At 63.1% G+C, this 20,713-nt stretch carries 18 protein-coding genes; 8 read left to right on the top strand and 10 right to left on the bottom strand.

Translation table 11 applies throughout. From position 1 onward, the window contains the following. Positions 1-203: 203 nt before the first annotated feature. Both CQ14_RS09450 and CQ14_RS09445 read left to right on the top strand, forming a co-directional pair. Positions 204-791: a QcrA and Rieske domain-containing protein gene (locus tag CQ14_RS09450; protein ID WP_245320275.1), complete on the top strand. Its 588-nt coding sequence runs from the start codon at positions 204-206 to the stop codon at positions 789-791. Positions 792-863: 72 nt separating this feature from the next. After that, positions 864-2,588 carry a methanol/ethanol family PQQ-dependent dehydrogenase gene (locus CQ14_RS09445; protein ID WP_057857628.1) on the top strand — a complete coding sequence of 575 codons (1,725 nt, stop codon included), beginning with the start codon at positions 864-866 and terminating at the stop codon, positions 2,586-2,588. Positions 2,589-2,676: 88 nt separating this feature from the next. On the opposite strand, the gene CQ14_RS09440 is transcribed toward CQ14_RS09445, so the two are convergent. The 6 genes from CQ14_RS09440 to CQ14_RS09415 all read right to left on the bottom strand — a co-directional run bounded on the left by CQ14_RS09440 (position 2,677) and on the right by CQ14_RS09415 (position 8,932). Next, a complete protein-coding gene (locus tag CQ14_RS09440; protein ID WP_057857627.1) occupies positions 2,677-3,960 on the bottom strand; it encodes a cystathionine gamma-synthase family protein in 1,284 nt (427 codons plus the stop codon). 180 nt (positions 3,961-4,140) lie between these two features. Continuing rightward, on the bottom strand, positions 4,141-4,926 hold the full coding sequence (locus CQ14_RS09435) for an ABC transporter ATP-binding protein (protein ID WP_057857626.1): 786 nt from the start codon (positions 4,924-4,926) through the stop codon (positions 4,141-4,143). Then, positions 4,923-5,696: an ABC transporter permease gene (locus CQ14_RS09430; RefSeq protein WP_156434827.1), complete on the bottom strand. Its 774-nt coding sequence runs from the start codon at positions 5,694-5,696 to the stop codon at positions 4,923-4,925. The genes CQ14_RS09435 and CQ14_RS09430 overlap by 4 nt, the downstream gene beginning before the upstream one ends. 81 nt (positions 5,697-5,777) lie before the next feature. Next, positions 5,778-6,722 carry an ABC transporter substrate-binding protein gene (locus CQ14_RS09425; protein ID WP_057857625.1) on the bottom strand — a complete coding sequence of 315 codons (945 nt, stop codon included), beginning with the start codon at positions 6,720-6,722 and terminating at the stop codon, positions 5,778-5,780. A gap of 111 nt (positions 6,723-6,833) precedes the next feature. Beyond that, complete coding sequence (gene hutC, locus CQ14_RS09420; protein WP_057857624.1) at positions 6,834-7,577, bottom strand: histidine utilization transcriptional repressor HutC; 744 nt, start codon at positions 7,575-7,577, stop codon at positions 6,834-6,836. Continuing rightward, positions 7,574-8,932: a formimidoylglutamate deiminase gene (locus CQ14_RS09415; RefSeq protein WP_057857623.1), complete on the bottom strand. Its 1,359-nt coding sequence runs from the start codon at positions 8,930-8,932 to the stop codon at positions 7,574-7,576. Before CQ14_RS09415 ends, hutC begins: the two co-directional genes overlap by 4 nt. An 87-nt stretch (positions 8,933-9,019) precedes the next feature. Between CQ14_RS09415 and hutI the strand changes: the two genes are divergently transcribed. From hutI to upp, 6 genes are all read left to right on the top strand, one after another. Further along, positions 9,020-10,234: an imidazolonepropionase gene (gene hutI / locus CQ14_RS09410; RefSeq protein ID WP_057857622.1), complete on the top strand. Its 1,215-nt coding sequence runs from the start codon at positions 9,020-9,022 to the stop codon at positions 10,232-10,234. Next, the gene (hutH, locus tag CQ14_RS09405) at positions 10,231-11,808 is read left to right on the top strand and encodes a histidine ammonia-lyase (protein ID WP_057857621.1); all 1,578 of its coding nucleotides are present in this window, start codon (positions 10,231-10,233) and stop codon (positions 11,806-11,808) included. Before hutI ends, hutH begins: the two co-directional genes overlap by 4 nt. Continuing rightward, positions 11,805-13,475, top strand: a complete 1,671-nt coding sequence (hutU, locus tag CQ14_RS09400; RefSeq protein WP_057857620.1) for a urocanate hydratase — start codon at positions 11,805-11,807, stop codon at positions 13,473-13,475. Before hutH ends, hutU begins: the two co-directional genes overlap by 4 nt. Before the next feature lie 280 nt (positions 13,476-13,755). Then, positions 13,756-15,006 (top strand): GTP cyclohydrolase II, encoded by a 1,251-nt coding sequence (locus tag CQ14_RS09395; protein ID WP_057857619.1) that lies wholly within the window; start codon positions 13,756-13,758, stop codon positions 15,004-15,006. A gap of 20 nt (positions 15,007-15,026) precedes the next feature. After that, complete coding sequence (locus CQ14_RS09390) at positions 15,027-16,265, top strand: URC4/urg3 family protein (protein WP_057857675.1); 1,239 nt, start codon at positions 15,027-15,029, stop codon at positions 16,263-16,265. 26 nt (positions 16,266-16,291) lie between these two features. Further along, positions 16,292-16,921, top strand: a complete 630-nt coding sequence (gene upp, locus CQ14_RS09385) for a uracil phosphoribosyltransferase (RefSeq protein WP_057857674.1) — start codon at positions 16,292-16,294, stop codon at positions 16,919-16,921. Between the two features lie 8 nt (positions 16,922-16,929). Here upp and CQ14_RS09380 read toward each other — a convergent pair whose 3' ends face one another. The 4 genes from CQ14_RS09380 to CQ14_RS45980 form a co-directional block, all read right to left on the bottom strand. Then, positions 16,930-18,432 (bottom strand): AMP nucleosidase, encoded by a 1,503-nt coding sequence (locus CQ14_RS09380; protein ID WP_057857618.1) that lies wholly within the window; start codon positions 18,430-18,432, stop codon positions 16,930-16,932. Between the two features lie 86 nt (positions 18,433-18,518). Beyond that, positions 18,519-19,379, bottom strand: a complete 861-nt coding sequence (locus CQ14_RS09375; RefSeq protein ID WP_057857617.1) for a VOC family protein — start codon at positions 19,377-19,379, stop codon at positions 18,519-18,521. Between the two features lie 17 nt (positions 19,380-19,396). After that, positions 19,397-20,275 (bottom strand): VOC family protein, encoded by an 879-nt coding sequence (locus tag CQ14_RS09370; protein WP_057857616.1) that lies wholly within the window; start codon positions 20,273-20,275, stop codon positions 19,397-19,399. Beyond that, a complete protein-coding gene (locus CQ14_RS45980; RefSeq protein ID WP_057857615.1) occupies positions 20,272-20,712 on the bottom strand; it encodes a hypothetical protein in 441 nt (146 codons plus the stop codon). Before CQ14_RS45980 ends, CQ14_RS09370 begins: the two co-directional genes overlap by 4 nt. Between the last annotated feature and the right edge of the window lies 1 nt (position 20,713).

The following is a 20,713-nucleotide window of genomic DNA, read 5'->3' as shown; positions in this document are numbered from 1 at the left end:
AGGCTGCAGCGGCGATGCGATGGAGGCTTACGCTACGGGCATTTGTTGCAATCGCTGACATCAAATGGAAGAGGTGATTGCTCGAGACACAATTTTTCTGTCGCCATTTTTTTGACCGAGTCTCTCCTTCAGGTTGAGTGATGTGCAAATCCGATCAGGCAACAACGTCGATCACACGCACAGACACGGAACTCGCGACAGCGATGTGTCAGGATCCAACGCGGCGCGCGCTTATCCTGACGGCTCTTGCCACGGGCGCCTGCCTGGCGTCGTCCAGCCCCTGCATTGCCGAGGAAGATTTACCTGGAAGCAACGAGCGGCCTCAGAAGGGCGACGTTCTGGTTTTCGCCGAAGGGGATCGTGCGGGCGAGGTGATCAAGCCGCAGGATTTGCAGGCTGGCGGTCCGCCGGTTCGGGCCTGGCCAAAAGATCCCAAGACATCGGTCGTGCGCAAGGGCTCGCGCCTGAACGAAGTGCTCGTCGTCAAACTGGAACCGGCTGAGCTGGATGAAGAAACGCGCTCACGCGCCGCCGGCGGCGTCGTGGCTTATTCGGCCATCTGCGTCCACACCGGTTGTCCGATCACGGCTTGGGTAAAGGCGGCTGGCGGCGACAAGGACGTGTTCAAATGCGTTTGTCATAATTCGGAATATGACCCCCGGCAGGGCGCGCAGGTTGTGTTTGGACCGGCGCCCCGGCGCCTGCCGGCGCTTCCGTTGGCGATGGACGACGGTTCGCTGACGGTGGCCGCAACATTCATTGGAAAGGTAGGTGCGCAGCAGGCCAGGTGACGGTGGGCGGCCGTCTCGATCCACGACCAGAAAACAGAATTCGTGAGATGAAAACAAAGGGGAGGTTGCGCTATGGCCTTGAAGCAATGGATTTTGTCCGGTTTGCTCGCGTCTACATGCCTCGTTTCGATCGCTGCCGCGGGTCCGATCGAGAACTACGCCCCGGTGACTGCGGAGCGGCTCAAAAATCCGGAACCCGGCAACTGGATGCATTATCGCCGGACCTATGACGGCCAGGGATACAGCCCGCTCGACCAGATCAACACCTCCAACGTGAAAAATCTCGTGCCGGCGTGGACGTTCTCGACCGGTGTGGTCGAGGGACATGAGGCTCCGCCGATCGTCAACAATGGCGTGATGTTCGTCGCAACGCCGTCGGGGCAGGTGATTGCGCTCGACGCCAAGACCGGTGACGAGTACTGGCGATACAAACGCCAGCTTCCCGAAGACCTCTTTCAATTGCACCCGACCAATCGCGGCGTCGGGCTGTGGGAGGACAAGCTGTACCTCGCCACGACGGACGACCATCTGGTGGCGCTTGATGCCAAGACCGGCAAGGTAGTCTGGGATACCAAGGTTCAGGACTACAAGAAGGGACAGTATCTGACCCTGATGCCGCTGGTCGTCGACGGCAAGGTGATCGTCGGCGGTTCCGGTGGCGAGTTGGGCGTGCGCGGTTACGTCGTTGCCTATGATGCCAACACGGGCAAGGAGCTGTGGCGGACCTTCACCATTCCCGGTGCGGGTGAGCCGGGTAACGAGACATGGAAAGGCGACGACTGGAAAACGGGTGGCGGATCTGCCTGGATGACGGGCAACTACGATCCAGACACCAGGACAGTCTATTGGGGCACCGGCAACGCCGCACCCTGGCCGGGCGACACTCACCCTGGCGACAATCTTTACACAAGTTCAGTGCTCGCGCTCGATCCCGATAGCGGCAAGCTGAAAACTTACTTCCAGTACCACCAAAACGATTCCTGGGATTGGGACGAGGTGGACGCACCAATGCTGGTCGACCTGCAAAGGGATGGCCGGACGATCAAGAGTCTTATCCATCCGGGGCGGAACGCGATTTTCTGGGTACTGGAGCGCAAGCCGGACAGCATCAAATATGTCGCCGGCTGGCCTTTTGTTCATACCGACGTCTGGAAAGGCATTGAGCCCGAGAGTGGCAAGCCGATTGTCGATCCGGCTCACAAGCCGATTATTGGCAAGCGGGTCGAATTCTGCCCATCGTTGTGGGGTGGCAAGGATTGGCCGTCGGCTGCGTACAGCCAGAAAACCGGCTTGGTCTACGTTCCGGCCAACGAGAATTTCTGCGGCGGCTTCACCGGCGAGAAAGTGCCGTTGGTTGCCGGTCAGCTTTGGCTCGGGACCAAGCCCGAAGATATCGGCCTGACACCTCGTCCCGGCGCGACACACTTCGGCGAACTGCAGGCGTGGGATCCGGCCACGGGCAAGAAGGCCTGGTCGCATAATTTTCCCAAGTCGCACCTGTTCGGTTCGGTGACCGCTACCGCAGGCGATCTTATCTTTGTCGGCGGCACCAACGACCGGATGTTCCGCGCCTTCCATGCCAAGACCGGTGAGCTGCTGTGGGAGCAAAAGACCAACTCCGGCATCATGGGCATGCCGGTCGCCTATGAGGTGGACGGGACGCAGTATATCGCCATCCAGTCGGGCTGGGGCGTGGACGCGCAGCGCATCCAGGACGCATTGGTGGGCAAGGTCCCCGGCCTGGAGAACAACGTGCCGCAAGGCGGCGTCGTCTGGGTGTTCGCCGTTAAGAAGTGACGGCGAGCGGTCGCGCCGGGCGCCTGGCTTCTGCGGCGGCAGTGGCGAGGCGCTGGCGCGATCCAGTCCTCTCGCGCGTGGCGTACAGTTATGCCTCGTTCAGGGCCTGCGCGAGGTCCGCGATCAGGTCGGACGGGTGCTCGATGCCGATCGACAGCCGGATCGTGCAGTCGAGAACGCCGATTTTCTGGCGGATGTCAGCGGGAACACCGGAGTGGGTCATGCTTGCGGGCAGGCTGGCAAGCGACTCGGTGCCGCCGAGGCTTACTGCCAGCTTGAAGATCTGCAGCGCGTTGAGGAACTTTGAAGCGGCCGCCTGGCCGCCGACGATGTCGAACGAGAATGTGGAGCCTGCGCCGCTGCATTGCCGCGCGAACAAACGGCCGGCGACGGAGTCCGGTTCGTGGTGAGCAAGATAATGAACCTTCGCCACCTTGTTGTGATCGCGCAGGTAATCCGCCACGAGCCGCGCGTTTTGGTCCGCTTTCTCCATGCGCAGGCTCAGCGTCTCGAGCGATCGGCCGATCATCCAGCAGGAGTGCGGATCGAGTTGGGTGCCGATGGCGCTTCGCAGTGCCTTGATATCCTTCAGGATGGCTTTTGAGCCGATCGCCGCGCCCGCGATCAGGTCGGAATGACCGCCGACATATTTGGTCAACGAGTACACCGAAAGATCAGCGCCGTGTTCGATCGGCCGCTGAAACACCGGTCCGAGCAAGGTATTGTCGCAGGCGACGATCGGCGTATGCCGCTGGGTCTGCGCGATCATGTCGGCGACGCGGCGGACCATCGCTACGTCGACGAGACCGTTGGTGGGATTGGCCGGCGTCTCAATGAAAATCATCGCAACCCGGCCTTTGCGCATGGCTTCCTCCGCTGCCGCCTTGACCGCGGTCTCATCGAGACCGTCGGCAAAACCCACGGCGCCGATCGAGAGGTTCGCAAGCGTCTTCGCAAGCAGTGTCTCTGTCCCGCCATACAACGGCTGAGAGTGCAGAATGACGTCGCCGGGGCGGACGAAGGCCAGGATGGTGGTCGAAATTGCCGCCATGCCCGAAGAGAACAGCGCGCAATTTTCCGCGCGCTCGTAGACGGCGAGCCTGTCCTCGACGATCTCGCTGTTGGGGTGGTTGAAGCGCGAGTACACCAGGCCCGCGCCCATCCCCTCCGGAGGCTCGCGCCGGCCCGAGACGAAATCGAAAAAATCCTGTCCGTCTTCGGCGGTCCTGAAGACGAAGGTCGAGGTCAGGAAGACCGGTGGCTTGACGGCGCCTTCCGACAATTGCGGATCGTAGCCGTAATTCAGCATCAGCGTTTCCGGATGCAGCATGTGGTTGCCGATGTGGGTCTTCGACGGAAACGGTTTCACCATGGCTGTCTCCCTGTCGGGATTCGGAACGTCGCACTGCGTTGCAGGTCCGCAAGTGGCGAGGCGGTGAGAAGCGATGGATGCGACGGCATCCAACGAGTCCAACGCAAGCAGGGATCAGCGTAGCAAAATCCGGGGCTGATTTCACCGCACCCCTGTCGGATTTCACAAGCGAGCGAATCGTCAGGCGTGAACCGCAACCTTCAATGCCTCGGCGCGGATCTCTTCCACGAGCCGTTCCTTCAGGCTGACGAATTCGGGCGTAGTCTTGATCTTGTAGGATCGCGGGTGCGGCAGATCGACCGCGATCTCGGCCTTGATACGGCCGGGACGGGCGCTCATGACGATGACGCGGCTGCCGAGGAAGATCGCCTCCTCGATATCATGGGTGACGAACAGCACCGTCTTCTGGTCGCGTTCCCAGATGCCGAGCAGCATCTCCTGCATCAGCACGCGGGTTTGATTATCCAGCGCGCCGAACGGCTCGTCGAGCAACAGGATCTTTGGATCGTTGGCAAGGGCTCGCGCGATCGCGGTGCGTTGCTGCATGCCACCGGAGAGTTGCTTTGGCCAATGATTCTCAAAACCCGACAGGCCGACGCGCTGAATGAAACCGTCGGCGATTTTTTCGCGGTCTGCCTCGGAAACTCCGCGCTCGCGCAGGCCGAACGCGATGTTTTCGCGCACGGTCAGCCATGGAAACAGCGTGTAGGACTGAAACACCATGCCGCGATCCGCGCCAGGGCCCGTGACCTCTTGGCCGTCCAGAATGACGCGGCCGCTGGTCGGACGGTCGAGCCCCGCGATGATGCGCAGCAGCGTCGACTTTCCGCAGCCCGAGGGGCCGAGGATGGTGACGAAGTCGTTGTTGCCGACGTCGAGGTCGATCGGTTCGAGCGCGCGTGTCGGCGCATGGCCCTGGCGCGCGGGGAAGATGCGGGCGACCTGGTCGATCTTCAGTTCGGTCATGCCAGCTTCCACGGAAACAGCCAGGCGTTGAAGCCCTTGAACAGAAAGTCCGACACCAGGCCGATCAGCCCGATGACGATGATGCCGAAGATGATCTGGCCGGTGTTGAGCAGCGCCTGGCTGTCGGTGATCATGTGGCCGATGCCCGAGGATGAACCGATCAGCTCGGCGACGATGACATAGGTCCACGCCCAGCCGAGAACGAGCCGGAGGATTTCCGCGACCTCGGGGGCGGAGGAGGGCAGCAGCACCCGGTTGATGATGCCGCGGTCGCTGGCGCCCAGCGTGTACGCGGCTTCGACGAGGTCGCGCCTGGTGTTGCCGACCGTCACGGTGACCATCAGGATGATCTGGAATACCGAGCCGATGAATATGACCAGCAGCTTTTGCAGTTCGCCAATGCCCGCCCACAGGATCAGCAGCGGGATAAAGGCGGAGGCGGGCAGGTAACGGGCAAAGGAGACGAACGGCTCCAGAAAGGCTTCGATCGGCTTGTAAGCGCCCATCAGGACGCCGAGCGGCACGGCGATGATGGCCGCCAGCACGAAGCCGCCGACGACCCGCCAGATGGTCATGCCGATGTCGAACAGAAAGCCGTGCTTTGCCAGCAGTTCCCAACCCTCCTGCAGCATGGTCAGTGGAGTGGCGAGAAAAGTCTTGGAGACGTAGCCGCCGAAGGTTGCCCAAGCCCATACGGCGACGAAAAGCACGAAGAACGCGAGGCCATAGGCGACGCGCTGCCTCGATGTCACGGGATCCAGAGGGCGTATCACAGGCATATCCCCAAAACGGTGCGCTGATATCGCCGGTCCCGCTCCCGTGACCGAAAGCGGGGCCGGCGCAAACCAAAACTACTTGATGAAGCTCGTATCAACGAGATCGTCGATCTTCGGAACCGATTTGATGATGCCGATCTCGAGCAACAGGTCTGCGGCTTCCTTTGTGAACGCCTGCCACTCGCCAGCGAAGAATTTCTGGTTCGCGGCCTTGTCTTGCCAGCGCAGATATTTTGCCGAGTTGCCGAACTGTTCGCCGGACTGCTTCACATCGGATCCCATGATCTCATAGGACTTGGCCTGCTCCTTCTCGATCATGGCGACAGCCTCGAAATAGCTGTCGGCCAGCGCCTTCGCGGCCTTCGGATTCTCGGTCAGAAATTTCGGCGTGCAGCCGAACGTGTCCATGATCATCGGGTAGTCCAGCGTGGTCGCGATGATCTTGCCCTTGTCCGGCGCGGCGCGCACGGTCGAAAGGTACGGCTCATAGGTCATGGCTGCATCGTTCTGGCCGGACACGAATGCCTGCGCCGCTGCGGCCGGCTCCAGGTTCACCACTGTGACGTCCTTGACCGTAAGGCCGTTCTTCTTGAGCATCCAGGCCAGGGTGAAATAGGGAGCCGTGCCGGGCGCGGACGCGGCGACCGTCTTGCCTTTCAGGTCCTTGATCGCTGCGACATCGTTCCGCGTTACCATGCCGTCGGCGCCGTAGCTCTTGTCGAGCTGGAAGATCTGCTTGGTGGCGACGCCATTGGCGTTCCAGGAAATCCAGGTCTCGACCGTGGTCGCCGCGCACTGGATGTCGCCGGAAGCGATGGCGAGATGGCGGTCCTTCTGCGGGATCTTCTTGATCGTCACATCGAGACCGTTCTTCTTGAAGATCCCGGCCTGGTTGGCGAGCGTGAGCGGCGCAAACCCGGTCCATCCGGAGATGCCGATGCCGACCTTTACATCCTGGGCGGCGGCCGGTGCGGTTACTAAGAGAGCGGCGGCTGCCGCGAAAAATCCAAAACTACGCATGGCTGTATCCCTTTTGCTGGTTCATGGATTGTATCTTGGTCTGTTCATCGAAACTTCTGCCTCGAAATTGTTGCATGGTCCGTGCCAGATCTTGCGTGCATCGTTGTCCCCTCAGCCGCCCTTGAAGCGAGCAACCAGTTTATGGGACTCGCCCGGATAGAGCAGGCGCACGGCCGTCAGCGGCCGGGCGCTGCGCCAGGTGTGCCGGTCGATCACCAGGCAGGGCGCGCCGATCGCGATGTCGAGCGCTGCCGCTGCCTGCTCATCAGCCACGATGGCGCTGATCGAATGCTCGGCTTCCGTCCATGGCACATGGTGAAGCAGCCATGTGCCGGGCGGCTCGGTCGCAAAATCCGCCGTGGCTGCTTCAGGCACCGCGTCGAGATCGATCAGCCTGTCCTCGATGGCGAACGGTACGTCGTCGGCGCTGTGACGGCACGCAATCGCGATCACCTTTCCGGTCTTCCGTGCCCCAAGCCGGGCGCGGTCGGCGGCGTTCGCGGCGCGCCGCGAGCACTGGATCAGCTCATAGCCGTAACTGCGGCCAAGCGCGCCGATCTCAGCGCGGATGTCGGCGATCTTGAGCACGGCCGAAAGGAACGTGGGCCGGCGGACAAAGCTGCCGGCCTTGCGCCGCCGCTCGATAAGATCGGCCTGCGTCAGCTCCGACAGCGCCTTGCTCACCGTCATGCGCGAGCAGCCATAGCTCGACATCAGCTCGTGCTCGAACGGGATGCGATGACCGGGGGGCCATTCTCCGGTCAGGATACGGCGCTCGATGTCGATCCGGATCTGCTTGTACAACGTCGGCTTGTCGGCCGACTGGGGCTTGCCGCGATCGGTGACGAGGCTCATGCGACGAGCCTCCGAACCGCTGCGTTGAACGCGTCGCGCGCCTTCTGACGCAATACATGCCGTCCATTCTCGACGACCTTGGCGCCGCCTGCCCAGACCGTGTCGACGGCACCCGCGCTCGTAGCAAAAATCCAGCCGTCGAGGATAGCGTCGCCGCGGCGTCCGGCGAGTGAGGGGTGGCTGGTGTCGAGGGTTACGATGTCGGCGCGCGCGCCTGTCTGAAGTCCGGCGGTTGGCTGTGCGAGCGCCTGGGCGCCACCGGTGAGCGCGGCTTCGAACAGCGCGCGGCCGGTCGACAGGCCGGGACCGCCTGAGAGCACGTTGCGCTCGCGGTGTTTCAAGCGCTGGCCATATTCGAGCTGACGCAGTTCGTCGGTGACGCCGACCAGAACGTTGGAGTCCGTACCGATGCCGAACCGCCCGCCGGCGCCGAGGAATTCGCGGGCGGGAAAAATGCCGTCGCCGAGGCTGCCTTCGGTGATGGGGCAGAGCCCGGCAACCGCACCGCTTCCTGCAAGCGCGGCGGTTTCCGCCGCTGTCATATGGGTCGCATGGATCAGGCACCAGCGCTGATCGACGGGCGCATCTTCGAGCAGCCACTCGACCGGCCGTCGTCCCGACCAGGCGATGCAGTCCTGGACTTCTTTTGTCTGTTCAGCGGCATGGATATGCACCGGCCCGCCTTCGGCCAGTGGCGCGATGGCCGCCAATTCGTCAGGCGTCACAGCCCGCAAACTATGCGGCGCGATGCCGACATTGGCGCCAGGCAAGGCGCGAACGGCGATGCGCGTCGCATCAATCAGCCTGGCGAATTGGTCGACCGAGCAGATGAACCGGCGCTGGCCGGCATGCGGCGCGGCCCCGCCGAATGAGCCGTGTGCGTAGAAACTCGGCAGCAGCGTCAATCCGATGCCGGCGATTTCGGCGGCTCGCGCAATTCGCATCGCCATCTCGGCGAGGTTGGCGTAAGGCGCGCCGTCGTGGTCGTGATGCAGGTAGTGGAATTCCCCGACGCGCGTAAAGCCTTGCTCGAGCATCTCGACATAGAACAGCGTCGCAACAGCTTCGGTGTCTTCCGGCGTCATTTCAAGCGCGAAGCGATACATGGTCTCGCGCCACGTCCAGAACGTATCCGCCGAATTGCCGCGCGTTTCGGCGAGCCCCGCCATGCCGCGCTGAAACGCGTGGCTGTGCAGGCTCGCAACGCCGGGAATGGCGAGCTTGTGGCGTTCGTCGTGCGAGCCCGGCGGAACGCCGACTGTAACCTTCGTGATGGTCTGATCCGTCACCACCACCTGCACGTCATCGGCCCACCCCGAAGGGAGCAGCGCTGATGCGAAATGCAGTGTCGACATGTTTCGAAACCGGCTGGACAGAACACCCGCACGATTTTATGTATAGACATATCGATACGTCAAGCTCCTGCCGCGGAGGAGAACTGCATGGCCGAGCGCTTCGATCGAATCTGGCTCAACGCCCGGCTCGCCACGGTCCGGGAGGATCTGCCCGGGCTCGGCGTGATCGAGGGCGGCCTGGTCGCCGCGCGCGCCGGCCGCATTGCCTTTGCAGGCAGCCGCGCCGATTTTCCGTCGGACGCCGATGCCACTGAACGGATCGATTGCGCCGGGCGCTGGATCACGCCGGGACTGGTGGATTGTCATACCCACCTGGTGTTTGGCGGAAACCGCGCGCATGAATTCGAGCTGCGGCTGCAGGGCGCAAGCTATGAAGAGATCGCGCGCGCGGGCGGCGGTATTGTCTCGACGGTCGCGGCGACGCGGGCGTCCAGCGAGGCCGAGCTTGTCGCCGGCGCGCTGCCAAGGCTCGACGCCCTGATCGGCGAGGGCGTGACGACACTGGAGATCAAATCCGGCTACGGCCTCAATGCGGAAACCGAGATGCGCCAGCTATCGGCGGCGCGTACGCTGGGCCGCATCCGGCCGGTCGCCGTCAAAACGTCGTTTCTTGGCGCGCACGCGCTGCCGCCGGAAGCCGATGGCGACAAGGACCGATATATCGATCTGGTCTGCCGCGAGATGTTGCCAGCGGTAGCGCAGGCGGGATTGGCCGACGCCGTCGACGGCTTCATGGAAGGCATTGCGTTCTCGGGAGAGCAAACGACGCGGGTGTTCCGCGCAGCCAAGGCGCTCGGATTGCCGATCAAGCTGCATGCGGATCAATTGTCGAACCTCGGCGGCGCCGCGCTCGCTGCGGAATTTTCCGCTTTGTCCGCCGATCATCTGGAGCACACGGACGAGGCCGGCGTTGCCGCCATGGCGCGGGCAGGGACGGTGGCCGTGCTGCTGCCGGGCGCATTCTATTTCATTCGTGAGACGAAAAAGCCGCCGGTCGAACTGTTCCGCACGCACGGCGTGAACATGGCGCTCGCCACCGACTGCAATCCCGGCAGCTCGCCGCTGACGTCGCTGCTGCTGGTCATGAATATGGGGGCGACGCTGTTCCGGATGACCGTTGCCGAATGCCTCGCCGGCGTGACGCGGGAAGGGGCGCGAGCGCTCGGCATTCTCGGCGAGACCGGTACGCTCGAAGCTGGCAAATATTGCGATCTTGCGATCTGGGACATCGACCGGCCGGCCGAGCTCGTTTACCGGATCGGCTTCAATCCATTGCACAGCCGGGTGTGGAGGGGACAGTGAGCCGCGCCGACGCCTCCATTGTGGTTTCGCCTGGCAGGGTCAGCCTCGATGATCTGGCGCACGTTCTTGCCGGCGCGCCGGTCGTGCTCGATCCATCCTTCTGGCCACGCGTTGAAGCTGCATCGGCGATTGTTGCGGCAGCCGCACGCGCGGAAGCTCCCGTCTACGGCATCAATACCGGGTTCGGAAAACTGGCGTCGAAACGGATCGCGGCCGACCAGACGGCCGTGCTGCAGCACAATCTCATTGTCTCGCATTGCTGCGGCGTTGGGCCGCCGACGCCGGAGCCGATCGTTCGCCTGATGATGGCGCTCAAGATCGTCTCGCTGGGGCGAGGTGCATCGGGCGTGCGCCGCGAGATCATCGAGCAGCTCCAGGCCATGCTTGTGCACGGCATTTGTCCGCTGGTGCCGCAGCAGGGATCGGTCGGTGCCTCCGGTGATCTCGCGCCGTTGGCGCATATGACGGCCGTCATGATCGGGGAGGGGCAGGCGCTGGTCGGCGGAGACATTGTGCCGGGCCGCGATGCGCTGGCCGTCGCCAATCTTACGCCGATCACGCTCGGGCCGAAGGAAGGCCTTGCGCTGATCAACGGCACGCAGTTTTCCACCGCCTATGCCATTTCGGGGTTGTTGCGCGCCCATGGCCTGGCCACCACGGCACTGGTGACAGGCGCCCTGTCGGTCGACGCGGCGATGGCTTCGACGGCGCCGTTTCGCCCTGAAATCCAGCAACTGCGGGCGCATGCCGGACAAATCGCGGCAGCCGCCGCTCTGACCGCATTGCTGGAGGGCAGCGATATCCGCATGTCGCATCTCGAAGGCGACGAGCGCGTGCAGGATCCATATTGCCTGCGCTGCCAGCCGCAAGTGGCCGGCGCCGCGCTTGATCTGCTCGCGCAAGCCGCGCGCACGTTGACGATCGAAGCCAACGCTGTCACCGACAATCCGCTGGTCCTGGTCGATACGGGAGAGATCGTGTCCGGCGGCAATTTTCATGCCGAGCCGGTCGCGTTTGCGGCCGACCAGATTGCGCTGGCGCTGTCCGAGATCGGCGCGATCAGCGAGCGGCGCATCGCGACCCTCGTCGATCCCGCGCTCAATTTCGGCCTGCCGCCGTTCCTGACGCCCGATCCCGGCCTCAACTCCGGCTTCATGATTGCCGAAGTGACGGCAGCTGCGCTCTATGCCGAGAACAAGCAACGCGCCGCAGCCTGCTCGATCGATTCGACGCCGACCAGCGCCAACCAGGAAGATCATGTGTCGATGGCCGCGCACGCGGCGCGTCGTTTGTCCGACATGGCGGATAATCTCGCCACGATACTAGGCATCGAACTGCTGGTTGCGGCGCAGGGTATCACCCTGCGCGCGCCACATTCGACCAGTCCCGCGCTTGTGGCTGTCATTGCAGCGTTGCGCGAAGAGGTGCCGGCGCTGGGTGGCGATCGCTACATGGCCGGCGATCTTGCGAAGGCAACGGCGCTGGTCGGGGCAGGCGCATTGCCGGCGGCCGCGATGTCGGTGCTCGAACAGAACCCGTTTCCAATCCTTGCCGAGAGAGGCCATTCGTCATGAACCGCCGACTGGACAACGACCGTACGATCCGCTCGCCACACGGCTCTGAGATCAGCGCCAAGAGCTGGCTGACGGAAGCGCCGCTCCGAATGCTGATGAACAACCTCGATCCCGATGTTGCCGAACGTCCGAGCGAGCTCGTCGTCTATGGCGGAATCGGGCGTGCCGCCCGCGACTGGGAAAGTTTCGATCGCATCGTCACCTCGCTGCGCAAGCTCGAGGGCGACCAGACGCTGGTGGTCCAGTCGGGCAAGCCGGTCGGCATCTTCCGCACCCATGCCGATGCGCCGCGCGTGCTGATCGCGAACTCGAATCTGGTGCCGCACTGGGCGACGCTCGATCACTTCAATGAACTCGACAGGGCCGGGCTGATGATGTTCGGCCAGATGACGGCCGGCTCGTGGATCTATATCGGCAGCCAGGGCATCGTGCAGGGGACGTATGAAACCTTTGTCGAGGTCGGGCGGCGTCACTATGGCGGCAATCTCGCGGGCAAGTGGATATTGACCGCGGGTCTTGGCGGCATGGGTGGCGCGCAACCGCTGGCCGCAACCATGGCCGGGGCGTCGATGCTGGCGATCGAATGCCAACCGAGCCGCATCGAGATGCGCCTGCGCACGGGCTACCTCGACCGGCAGGCAGGTTCGCTTGACGAGGCGCTCGCGCTCATGGCGGAAGCGGCGCAGAGCAAGAAGGCAATCTCGGTCGGCCTGCTCGGCAATGCCGCCGACATTTTTCCGGAACTTGTGCGCCGTGGCGTCAGGCCCGACATCGTCACCGACCAGACCAGCGCGCACGATCCGATCAATGGCTATTTGCCGAAGGGATGGACGCTCGCCGAGTGGGAGTCGAAACGCAGCGATGATCCGAAAGCGGTTGAAGTCGCGGCGAAGACCTCGATGGTCGGCCACGTCCAGGCCATGCTGGATTTCCATGCACAGGGTATTCCCACGCTCGACTACGGCAACAACATTCGCCAGATGGCCAAGGACATGGGACTGAACAACGCGTTCGATTTCCCCGGTTTCGTTCCGGCCTACATCCGTCCGCTGTTCTGCCGGGGCGTAGGGCCGTTCCGGTGGGCGGCGCTATCGGGCGACCCCGAGGACATCTTCCGCACCGATGCCAAGGTCAAGGAGCTGATGCCTGACGACAAGCATCTGCACAACTGGCTCGACATGGCCAAAGCGCGGATCAAATTTCAGGGGCTGCCGGCGCGGATCTGCTGGGTCGGCCTTGGCGATCGCCACCGGCTCGGCATGGCGTTCAATGAAATGGTGGCGAAGGGTGAGCTGAAGGCGCCGATCGTCATCGGCCGCGATCATCTCGACAGCGGCTCGGTCGCGAGCCCGAACCGCGAAACCGAGGCGATGCGCGACGGCTCGGATGCCGTGTCCGACTGGCCGCTGCTCAATGCGCTGCTCAATTGCGCCAGCGGGGCCACCTGGGTCTCGCTGCATCATGGCGGAGGCGTCGGGATCGGCTATTCGCAGCACGCCGGGATGGTCATCGTCGCCGATGGAACGCCGGAGGCCGCGCGCCGTCTCGAACGCGTGCTGTGGAACGATCCGGCGACAGGCGTCATGCGCCATGCCGATGCAGGCTATGAAAGTGCTGTCGCATGTGCCCGCGCCAACGGCCTCGATCTACCCAGCCTGACGTTGTAGCGCACCGGATCGGCACGCGCTTCGCAGGCGTCGTCGGCTATCTTAAAAAGTGATGGAACGTTGATACCGGTGATTTACCCTTGGAGGGCGTCGGGCCATGGATTCTGGTCAGCCGACGGCACTCGACTGAAGGGCGGATTATCCCTCTTGATGGTTGTGCATACGCGTAACTTGCTTATATAATGCTCTCCTAGGGGTCAGTGACCCGTGCAAATTCAATTGGTTTTCCGGTCAGGCCCGTCATTCAGGCGGGCCGTTGCCGTTTTGGGACTACCGAAAGATGAGCCAGTCCAATCGTACCGACCATATTCGCCTGACATCGCATCCGGTGCCCGGCGCGACGCATGAATTCCCGATCCGGTGGGGCGCGCCGACCGCGCGTGAGCGTGGTCCGATCATCGGGACGGTATCGCGTCCACAGGATCGCAACGTGATTGGCACCCACGGAGGCTCCTATGCTGTCTACCGCGCGCTTGCCGTATCTTCGGGCGCGCTGGACCCGATCCGTCGCCCCGATCTGACCAACACGCATCCGGCCGCGACCGTTGGGCCGTTCTCGCAATGGATGGATCCGGAACGCATTGTGGCCCTTGACCCCTGGGGACATCTCGTCGCCGAGAATTTTCGCGCCGAAATCGCTGAGGGTATCGACATCAGGCCGAGCATCGCGATCACGCGCGCCCGTCTCGATCTGCCCGAAATTCAGGCGGCTCTGGCCGCCAAGCGGCTGGAGCCCGATGGTGAGTTCGTTCACGCCAGCGGCTCGGTCTCCGTCGTCAAGATCGCGATCGATCCGGTCTGGTATCTGCCGGGGATCGCGCAGCGCTTCGGCACCAGCGTGACCAACCTGCGGCGTGCGCTGTTCGAACAGACGGCCGGCATGTTTCCCGAGCTTGTCACGCGACCGGATCTGCAGGTCTTCCTTCCGCCGATAGGCGGGATGACCGTCTATCTGTTCGGCGACGTCACGAAGCTTCCGGACCATCGGACCAAAATTACCTGCCGGGTCCATGACGAATGCAATGGCTCGGATGTCTTCGGCTCCGATATCTGCACCTGCCGTCCTTATCTCATCCATGGCATCGAGGAATGCGCGCGTGCCGGACAAGCCGGCGGTCTCGGCGTCATCGTCTACAACCGCAAGGAAGGAAGGGCGCTCGGCGAGGTCACGAAGTTTCTGGTCTACAATGCGCGTAAGCGCCAGGAAGCAGGCGACGATGCGGCCGCCTATTTCGAACGAACGGAATGCGTTGCCGGGGTGCAGGATGCGCGTTTCCAGCAATTGATGCCGGACGTCATTCACTGGCTTGGATTGAAGCGCATCGACCGGTTCATCTCGATGAGCGACATGAAGTACGATGCGCTGACGGGGCAGGGCATCGAAATTGTCGAGCGCGTCGCCATTCCCGACGACATGATTCCGGCCGACGCCCATGTGGAAATCGCCGCCAAGAAGGCCGCTGGATATTTTTCGCCGGACCAGAAGCCCGAGGACCTGATCGCCTCCGGCCGGCCGCTCGAAAAATATTAGGGCGGGCCGGACCTTTGATCGTGACCGCAGACACGAGCGCAGACGCCTTTTCTCTTTTGAGTGCGCAAGCGGTGCGCGCTCGCGCCCACCGGATGCTCGAAATCGGCTTGAACGACCAGCTTCGCCATTTCCGGGTGGACCTTGGCCGGCTCGACGCGGCGGTAGACCTCGTGCTTGCGACAACGCGCAAGGCCTATCCGACCTTCGATGTGCCCTTTCATTCTCGCTGGCGACATTTCGTTGTCGGTGGCGTTGATCGCTGGGCGGCGCTTGCCGACGCGAGGGACTGGCGCGACGGCAAAGAGCGCGCCCGTTCCGAATTTGACCTCGCCATCGTCAGTGTGCTTCTCGACGCCGGTGCAGGTCCGTCGTGGCGCTATCGCGATCCCTTGACCGGCGCCAGCATTGGCCGTTCGGAGGGGCTGGCGCTTGCCAGCCTGGATATGTTTGCGCGCGGTGCCTTCTCAGCGAAGGCTGACGAACCGTTGCGGGCCGATGCCGCTGTGCTTCAGCGATTGACCGTTGCCGATCTGCGGACTGGCTTTCAGGTTGCGGACGACAATCGGCTGGTTGGCCTCGAAGGCCGTGTCAGCCTTCTTCGCCGGCTGGGTGAACAGGTATCGGCGGCGCCGCAGGTTTTCGCTCGCGGCGACACGGCCCGACCCGGCGGATTGTTCGATCACCTCACGGAGGCGGCCGAGCAGGGGGTGATCGAGGCCCCGACGATTTTGGCGGAGCTGTTACGCCAGTTGGGGCCGATCTGGCCGTCGCGCATCACGCTCGGCGGAATCCCGCTGGGGGATTGCTGGCGTCATCCGGCGCTCAAGACAGAAGACGCTACCAGCGAGCTGGTGCCGCTGCACAAGCTGTCGCAGTGGCTGTCCTATTCGCTGATCGAGCCGATGCAGCGGGCGGGGCTGCAGGTCACCGATATCGACGGCCTGACGGGCCTCGCGGAATACCGCAATGGCGGATTGTTTGTCGACGCCGGGGTGCTGGCATTTCGCGACCCCGCGGACGCGCAACGCGAACACGATGTCGCATCTCCGCTCGTGGTCGAGTGGAGGGCGTTGACCGTTGCGCTGCTGGACCGGTTGGCGGATCTGCTGCGGCAGCGCGTAGGTCTTGACGCCCTCTCGCTTCCACTGGCGAAGATTCTGGAAGGTGGCACCTGGGCGGCGGGCAGGGCGATGGCGTTCGAACGCCGGCCCGACGGCTCTCCGCCCGTCAAGGTCATCAGCGACGGTACGGTTTTTTGAGCGACTATTCGCAAGAGGGCAAGAGCATGGAAGGCGTTACGATCGTGGATCACCCGCTGGTCCAGCACAAGCTTACGCTGATCCGGGACAAGACGATTTCGACCAAGTCGTTTCGCGAGCTCCTCAAGGAGATCGGGATGCTGCTCTGTTACGAGGTGACGCGCGATCTGCCGTTGACCGATGTGGAGGTCGAGACGCCGCTTGCGCGCATGCACTCCGCCAAGATCGCGGGAAAGAAACTGGTCTTCGTGCCGGTATTGCGGGCAGGGGTGACCTTTGTCGACGGAATGCTGGATCTCGTTCCGACCGCCCGCGTCGCGCATATCGGACTCTACCGCGAACCGCAGACATTCGTGGCAGTCGAATATTTTTTCAAATCGCCGTCCGATCTTCACGAGCGATTGGCGATCGTGGTGTCGCCGGTTCTTGCAACCGCGAACACGGCGGTGGCGGCGGTGGACAGGCTGAAGGAACGCGGCGCAAAGGATATCCGGCTGGTGTGCCTGCTTGCCGCGCCGGAGGGGGTGGAGCGCTTTCGCGGTCTGCATCCCGACGTTCGGTTGTGGACGGCCGGCATCGACGAGGGGCTGGATGCGAACGCCTTTATCCTGCCCGGCCTCGGCGATGCCGGAGATCGCGCTTACGGGACGCGATAGCTCACTGCTTACTGGAAAGCGGTTTCCGAAAAATTTCGGAGCTTGCGCGAGTGCAACCGCTCCAACGGCATATCAGCCAGCTTTTCCAGCGCCCTGATGCCGATCGTCAGGTGCTGACTGACCTGCCGCTTGTAGAATTCGGTGGCCATGCCGGGCAACTTCAGTTCTCCGTGCAATGGCTTGTCGGATACGCACAGCAAGGTGCCGTAGGGCACGCGAAAGCGAAACCCGTTGGCGGCGATGGTCGCCGATTCCATGTCCAGCGCGATCGCCCGCGACTGCGATAGCCGCTGCACCGGACCGCGCCGGTCGCGCAGCTCCCAGTTGCGATTGTCGATGGAGGCCACGGTGCCGGTGCGCATAATGCGCTTCAGGTCGTATCCGGAAAACCCCGTGACTTCCGCCACGGCCTCCTCGAGCGCGACCTGGATTTCAGCGAGCGCGGGAATCGGCACCCACAGCGGAAGGTCGTCGTCGAGCACATGGTCTTCCCGCACGTAAGCGTGCGCCAGCACGTAGTCGCCCAGCGCTTGCGTATCGCGCAATCCGGCGCAGTGCCCGAGCATCAGCCACGCATGCGGTCTGAGCACGGCAATATGGTCGGTGATCGTCTTGGCGTTCGCCGGTCCGACACCGATGTTGACCATGCTGATGCCGCCATAGTTCGGCTTCTTCAAATGATACGCCGGCATCTGTGGCAGGCGCAGTGCCGGCGCGCCGGCATCCAGCCGCTGCTCGCCGGGGTAGGTGATGACGTTGCCCGGCTCGACGAATTCAGTATAGCCGCCGCCGCCTTTCGCCATCAGCTCCCTGGCGCGCGCGCAGAATTCGTCGATGTAGAATTGGTAGTTGGTGAAAAGTACGAAATTCTGGAAGTGCAGCGGGTTGGTGGCGGTGTAGTGCGTCAGGCGATGCAGCGAATAGTCGACGCGCTGCGCGGTGAATTGCGCCAGCGGCCGCGGCCGGCCGACCGGCGCTTCATATGTGCCGTTGGCGATCTGATCGTCGGTTCCATCAAGGTCCGGGACGTCGAACAGGTCCCGGAGCGGTCGCTTGATGTGCTTGGCGGCGCTGCCGTCAACATAGGTGCCTTCGAGAAAAGCAAAATGCAGCGGGATCGGCGTATCCGATTCCGATACAACGACCGGAACGCCATGATTGTGCATGATCAGATCAAGCTGCTCGACGAGATAGGTTTCGAACAGGTCGGGCTGGGTGATCGTGGTCGAGAAGTGCCCGGGCGTCGGCATATGGCCATAGGCCTGGCGGGAATCGATCTGGGTATACGAGTTCGTGGTGACGCTGACTTCCGGATAGAAGGCCCGGTAGCGCCGGTTGCTGTCGCCACCGGCCGCGAGCGCGGCAAAGGAATCGCGCAGGAACGAGGTATTTCTCGCATAGAGCGATCGCAAGGCCGCGACCGCCTCCCGTGCGTCGTCGAAGCTTTGCCGCGGGAAGGGCTCCGGCGTGGCAATTGAACCGATGGCTTGGGGCTGGCCGTGATTCTTCATGGCCTTAACATAGTATCCTGGAGCCGCGATGGGGAGGCTTGACGACGCCGGTCCTGCCAGGAACTTTCTCGGCCCAAAAAGCGCGTTCAGTTGTTCGGCAAGGCCATGCCGGCGGGCTTTGAGCCCCACATGCAGAAGCTCGTCGGCTCGAAGCCGAATTGCCGCGGCCGGTGCGTGGCCTCGTCCTCGATCTCGTCGACGCCGACCGAATATTCGAAGATCATGCCGTCGGGACCCTTGAAGTACAGGAAGCGTGCGCCCGACGTCGGGTGCCGGCCCGGGCCGAACACGATTGGAACGCGGCGCTCACTGAGGAAATAATAGGAACGCAGCACATCGTCGCTGCTCTCAACCTGATGATTGATGTGCTGGATGCCGGCCTTCGGGGCACGCACAAGCGCGATCGTGTGATGGATCGCGTTGACGCGCATCAATGGGATGTCGCCGATGCGGTCGCTGACGCGGGCGTTGCACACCTGGGTCCAGAACCGTTCGTCGCGGGCGGGATCGGTGGAATTCAGTCCGATATGGCTGAAGCCGGTAATCCCGGCGTCGCGGCTGGCAAAATATCGGCGCCCGCTTCGTTCGGGCCGCACCACGAGTTCAATGTAGTTACCGGTCGGATCGCGAAAGCCGATGAAGGCTCTCACCTTGCGTTGCTCGGCTTCATGCGGGGAGCCAGCGTGGACTGCATGGCCGAGCGACTCCAGCGTTGAAGCCGCTTCCTGCAGGCTGGCCTCATCCTCGACCTCGAAGCCGACGGTCTGATCATTGGGGTCGCCTTCGGAATAGCACAGCGTATGCGCGCGGGCGTCGGAACGGAGATAGAGGTCCTTCTTGCCGCGTTCGGCAATCTGCAGCCCGAGGCAGGTCGTGGCGAAAATCTCGGCAGACTCCAGGTCGGGCGAACCGAGGCGAACGTAGCTCACGTCCTTTAGCTGAATCATGCTGCTCTCCCGCGCATCTACACCGCTGCGCCCAGTTCCGGTACATCTTTGCTTTCGCTACCCCAGTCGCAGAGCGAGGTAGCAGTGAGCGGAAACTGCCGCGCCAGCCGCGGCTTTCCATCGAGCCTGGCCATGCCATTCACATAAGAGAAGATCAGCCCGTCGGGTCCCTCGACATGCAGAAACATCTGGCGCGAGGCCGGTTCGCGGCCCGGGCCCTGAACGACCCTGATCTGGCTTTCCTGCATGAAATAGCTGTTCTGCATGATCTGATCGAGCGCTTCGACCTCGAATGCCGCGTAGAGAATTCCATTGCGTTTCGATGGATACAGCGCAACGCGATGATGCAGTCCGTCGATCCGCAGATAGGCGATATCACCGACCCAGTCGCTTACCTCGGCGCCAAGCGCACGCCAGAACGCGAGGTCGCGGGCGTGATCGGTCGTGCGGAGGCCAACGCCGTGGAACGCGACGATGCCGGCGTCGCGCGCGGGAAAATAGCGCCGTCCACTTCGGGTCGGCCGGACCACCAGATCAATCCGGTTGCCCGATGCATCCTCGGCCAGCAGCGCCGATTGCACGTAGCGGCGCTGGCACTCGCCGGCAGTAGCCCCCCTGGCGGCAAAGCCGGCCTCGCTTAGCTGTCGGCCGATTTCCTTCAGCGCCTCATCGTCCCAGACCTCGATCCCAACGCTTGCACCGTCCGGGGAATTTTGGCCGAGGCTTACCGTGCGAAACCGGTCGTCCGAACGAAACGCAATCTCGCCATTCTGATCGGCGACACGTTGCAGTCCAAAGATGTCGGAGACAAAGTGTGCGCTGGCGCCGGGCTCGCTGACGGCCAGACGGACGTAGCAGACCGAATTGATCAGCGGTATCGCACGGCCATTGTTCATCGTGTCCGCGCCTTCGGATGCTGGTGCTCGAGGAAAATCTTGATCATCCGCCGCCAGACCGCGAACAGTTCGTCGAACCATTTTGGATCGTTGTCCCAGAGCGTGCGCAGCGCCATGCCGCGAACGACGCTGAGCGTAAGTGCGACGATGTCGGCCGCCACCGGGCCCGGAACGCCGCTCGCCGCCAGCGCCTCGGTCCAGGCTGTCTCGACCGGCCGGCGAGCCTTGCGGGAGATGTCGAGGATTTGCTTGCGGACGGCCTGGTCGGTCGAGGTCGACAGCACGATGTCGATTGCCACCATGAAATGCTCGCTAAAGAAGAATTCGCGGGCGTCCTCGATGACAGCTTCGATCAGGTCGCGCGGCCGGTTGATGGCGGCGGCGCGGCGGCGGCTCTGGATCTGGGCCTGTTCGAAGACATACTCCAGCGTCGCCACG

Source organism: Bradyrhizobium lablabi, from assembly GCF_001440475.1.
GTDB lineage: Bacteria > Pseudomonadota > Alphaproteobacteria > Rhizobiales > Xanthobacteraceae > Bradyrhizobium > Bradyrhizobium lablabi.
The sequence above is the reverse complement of the archived record's forward strand: the minus strand, read 5'-3'. Positions and strand labels throughout refer to the sequence as shown.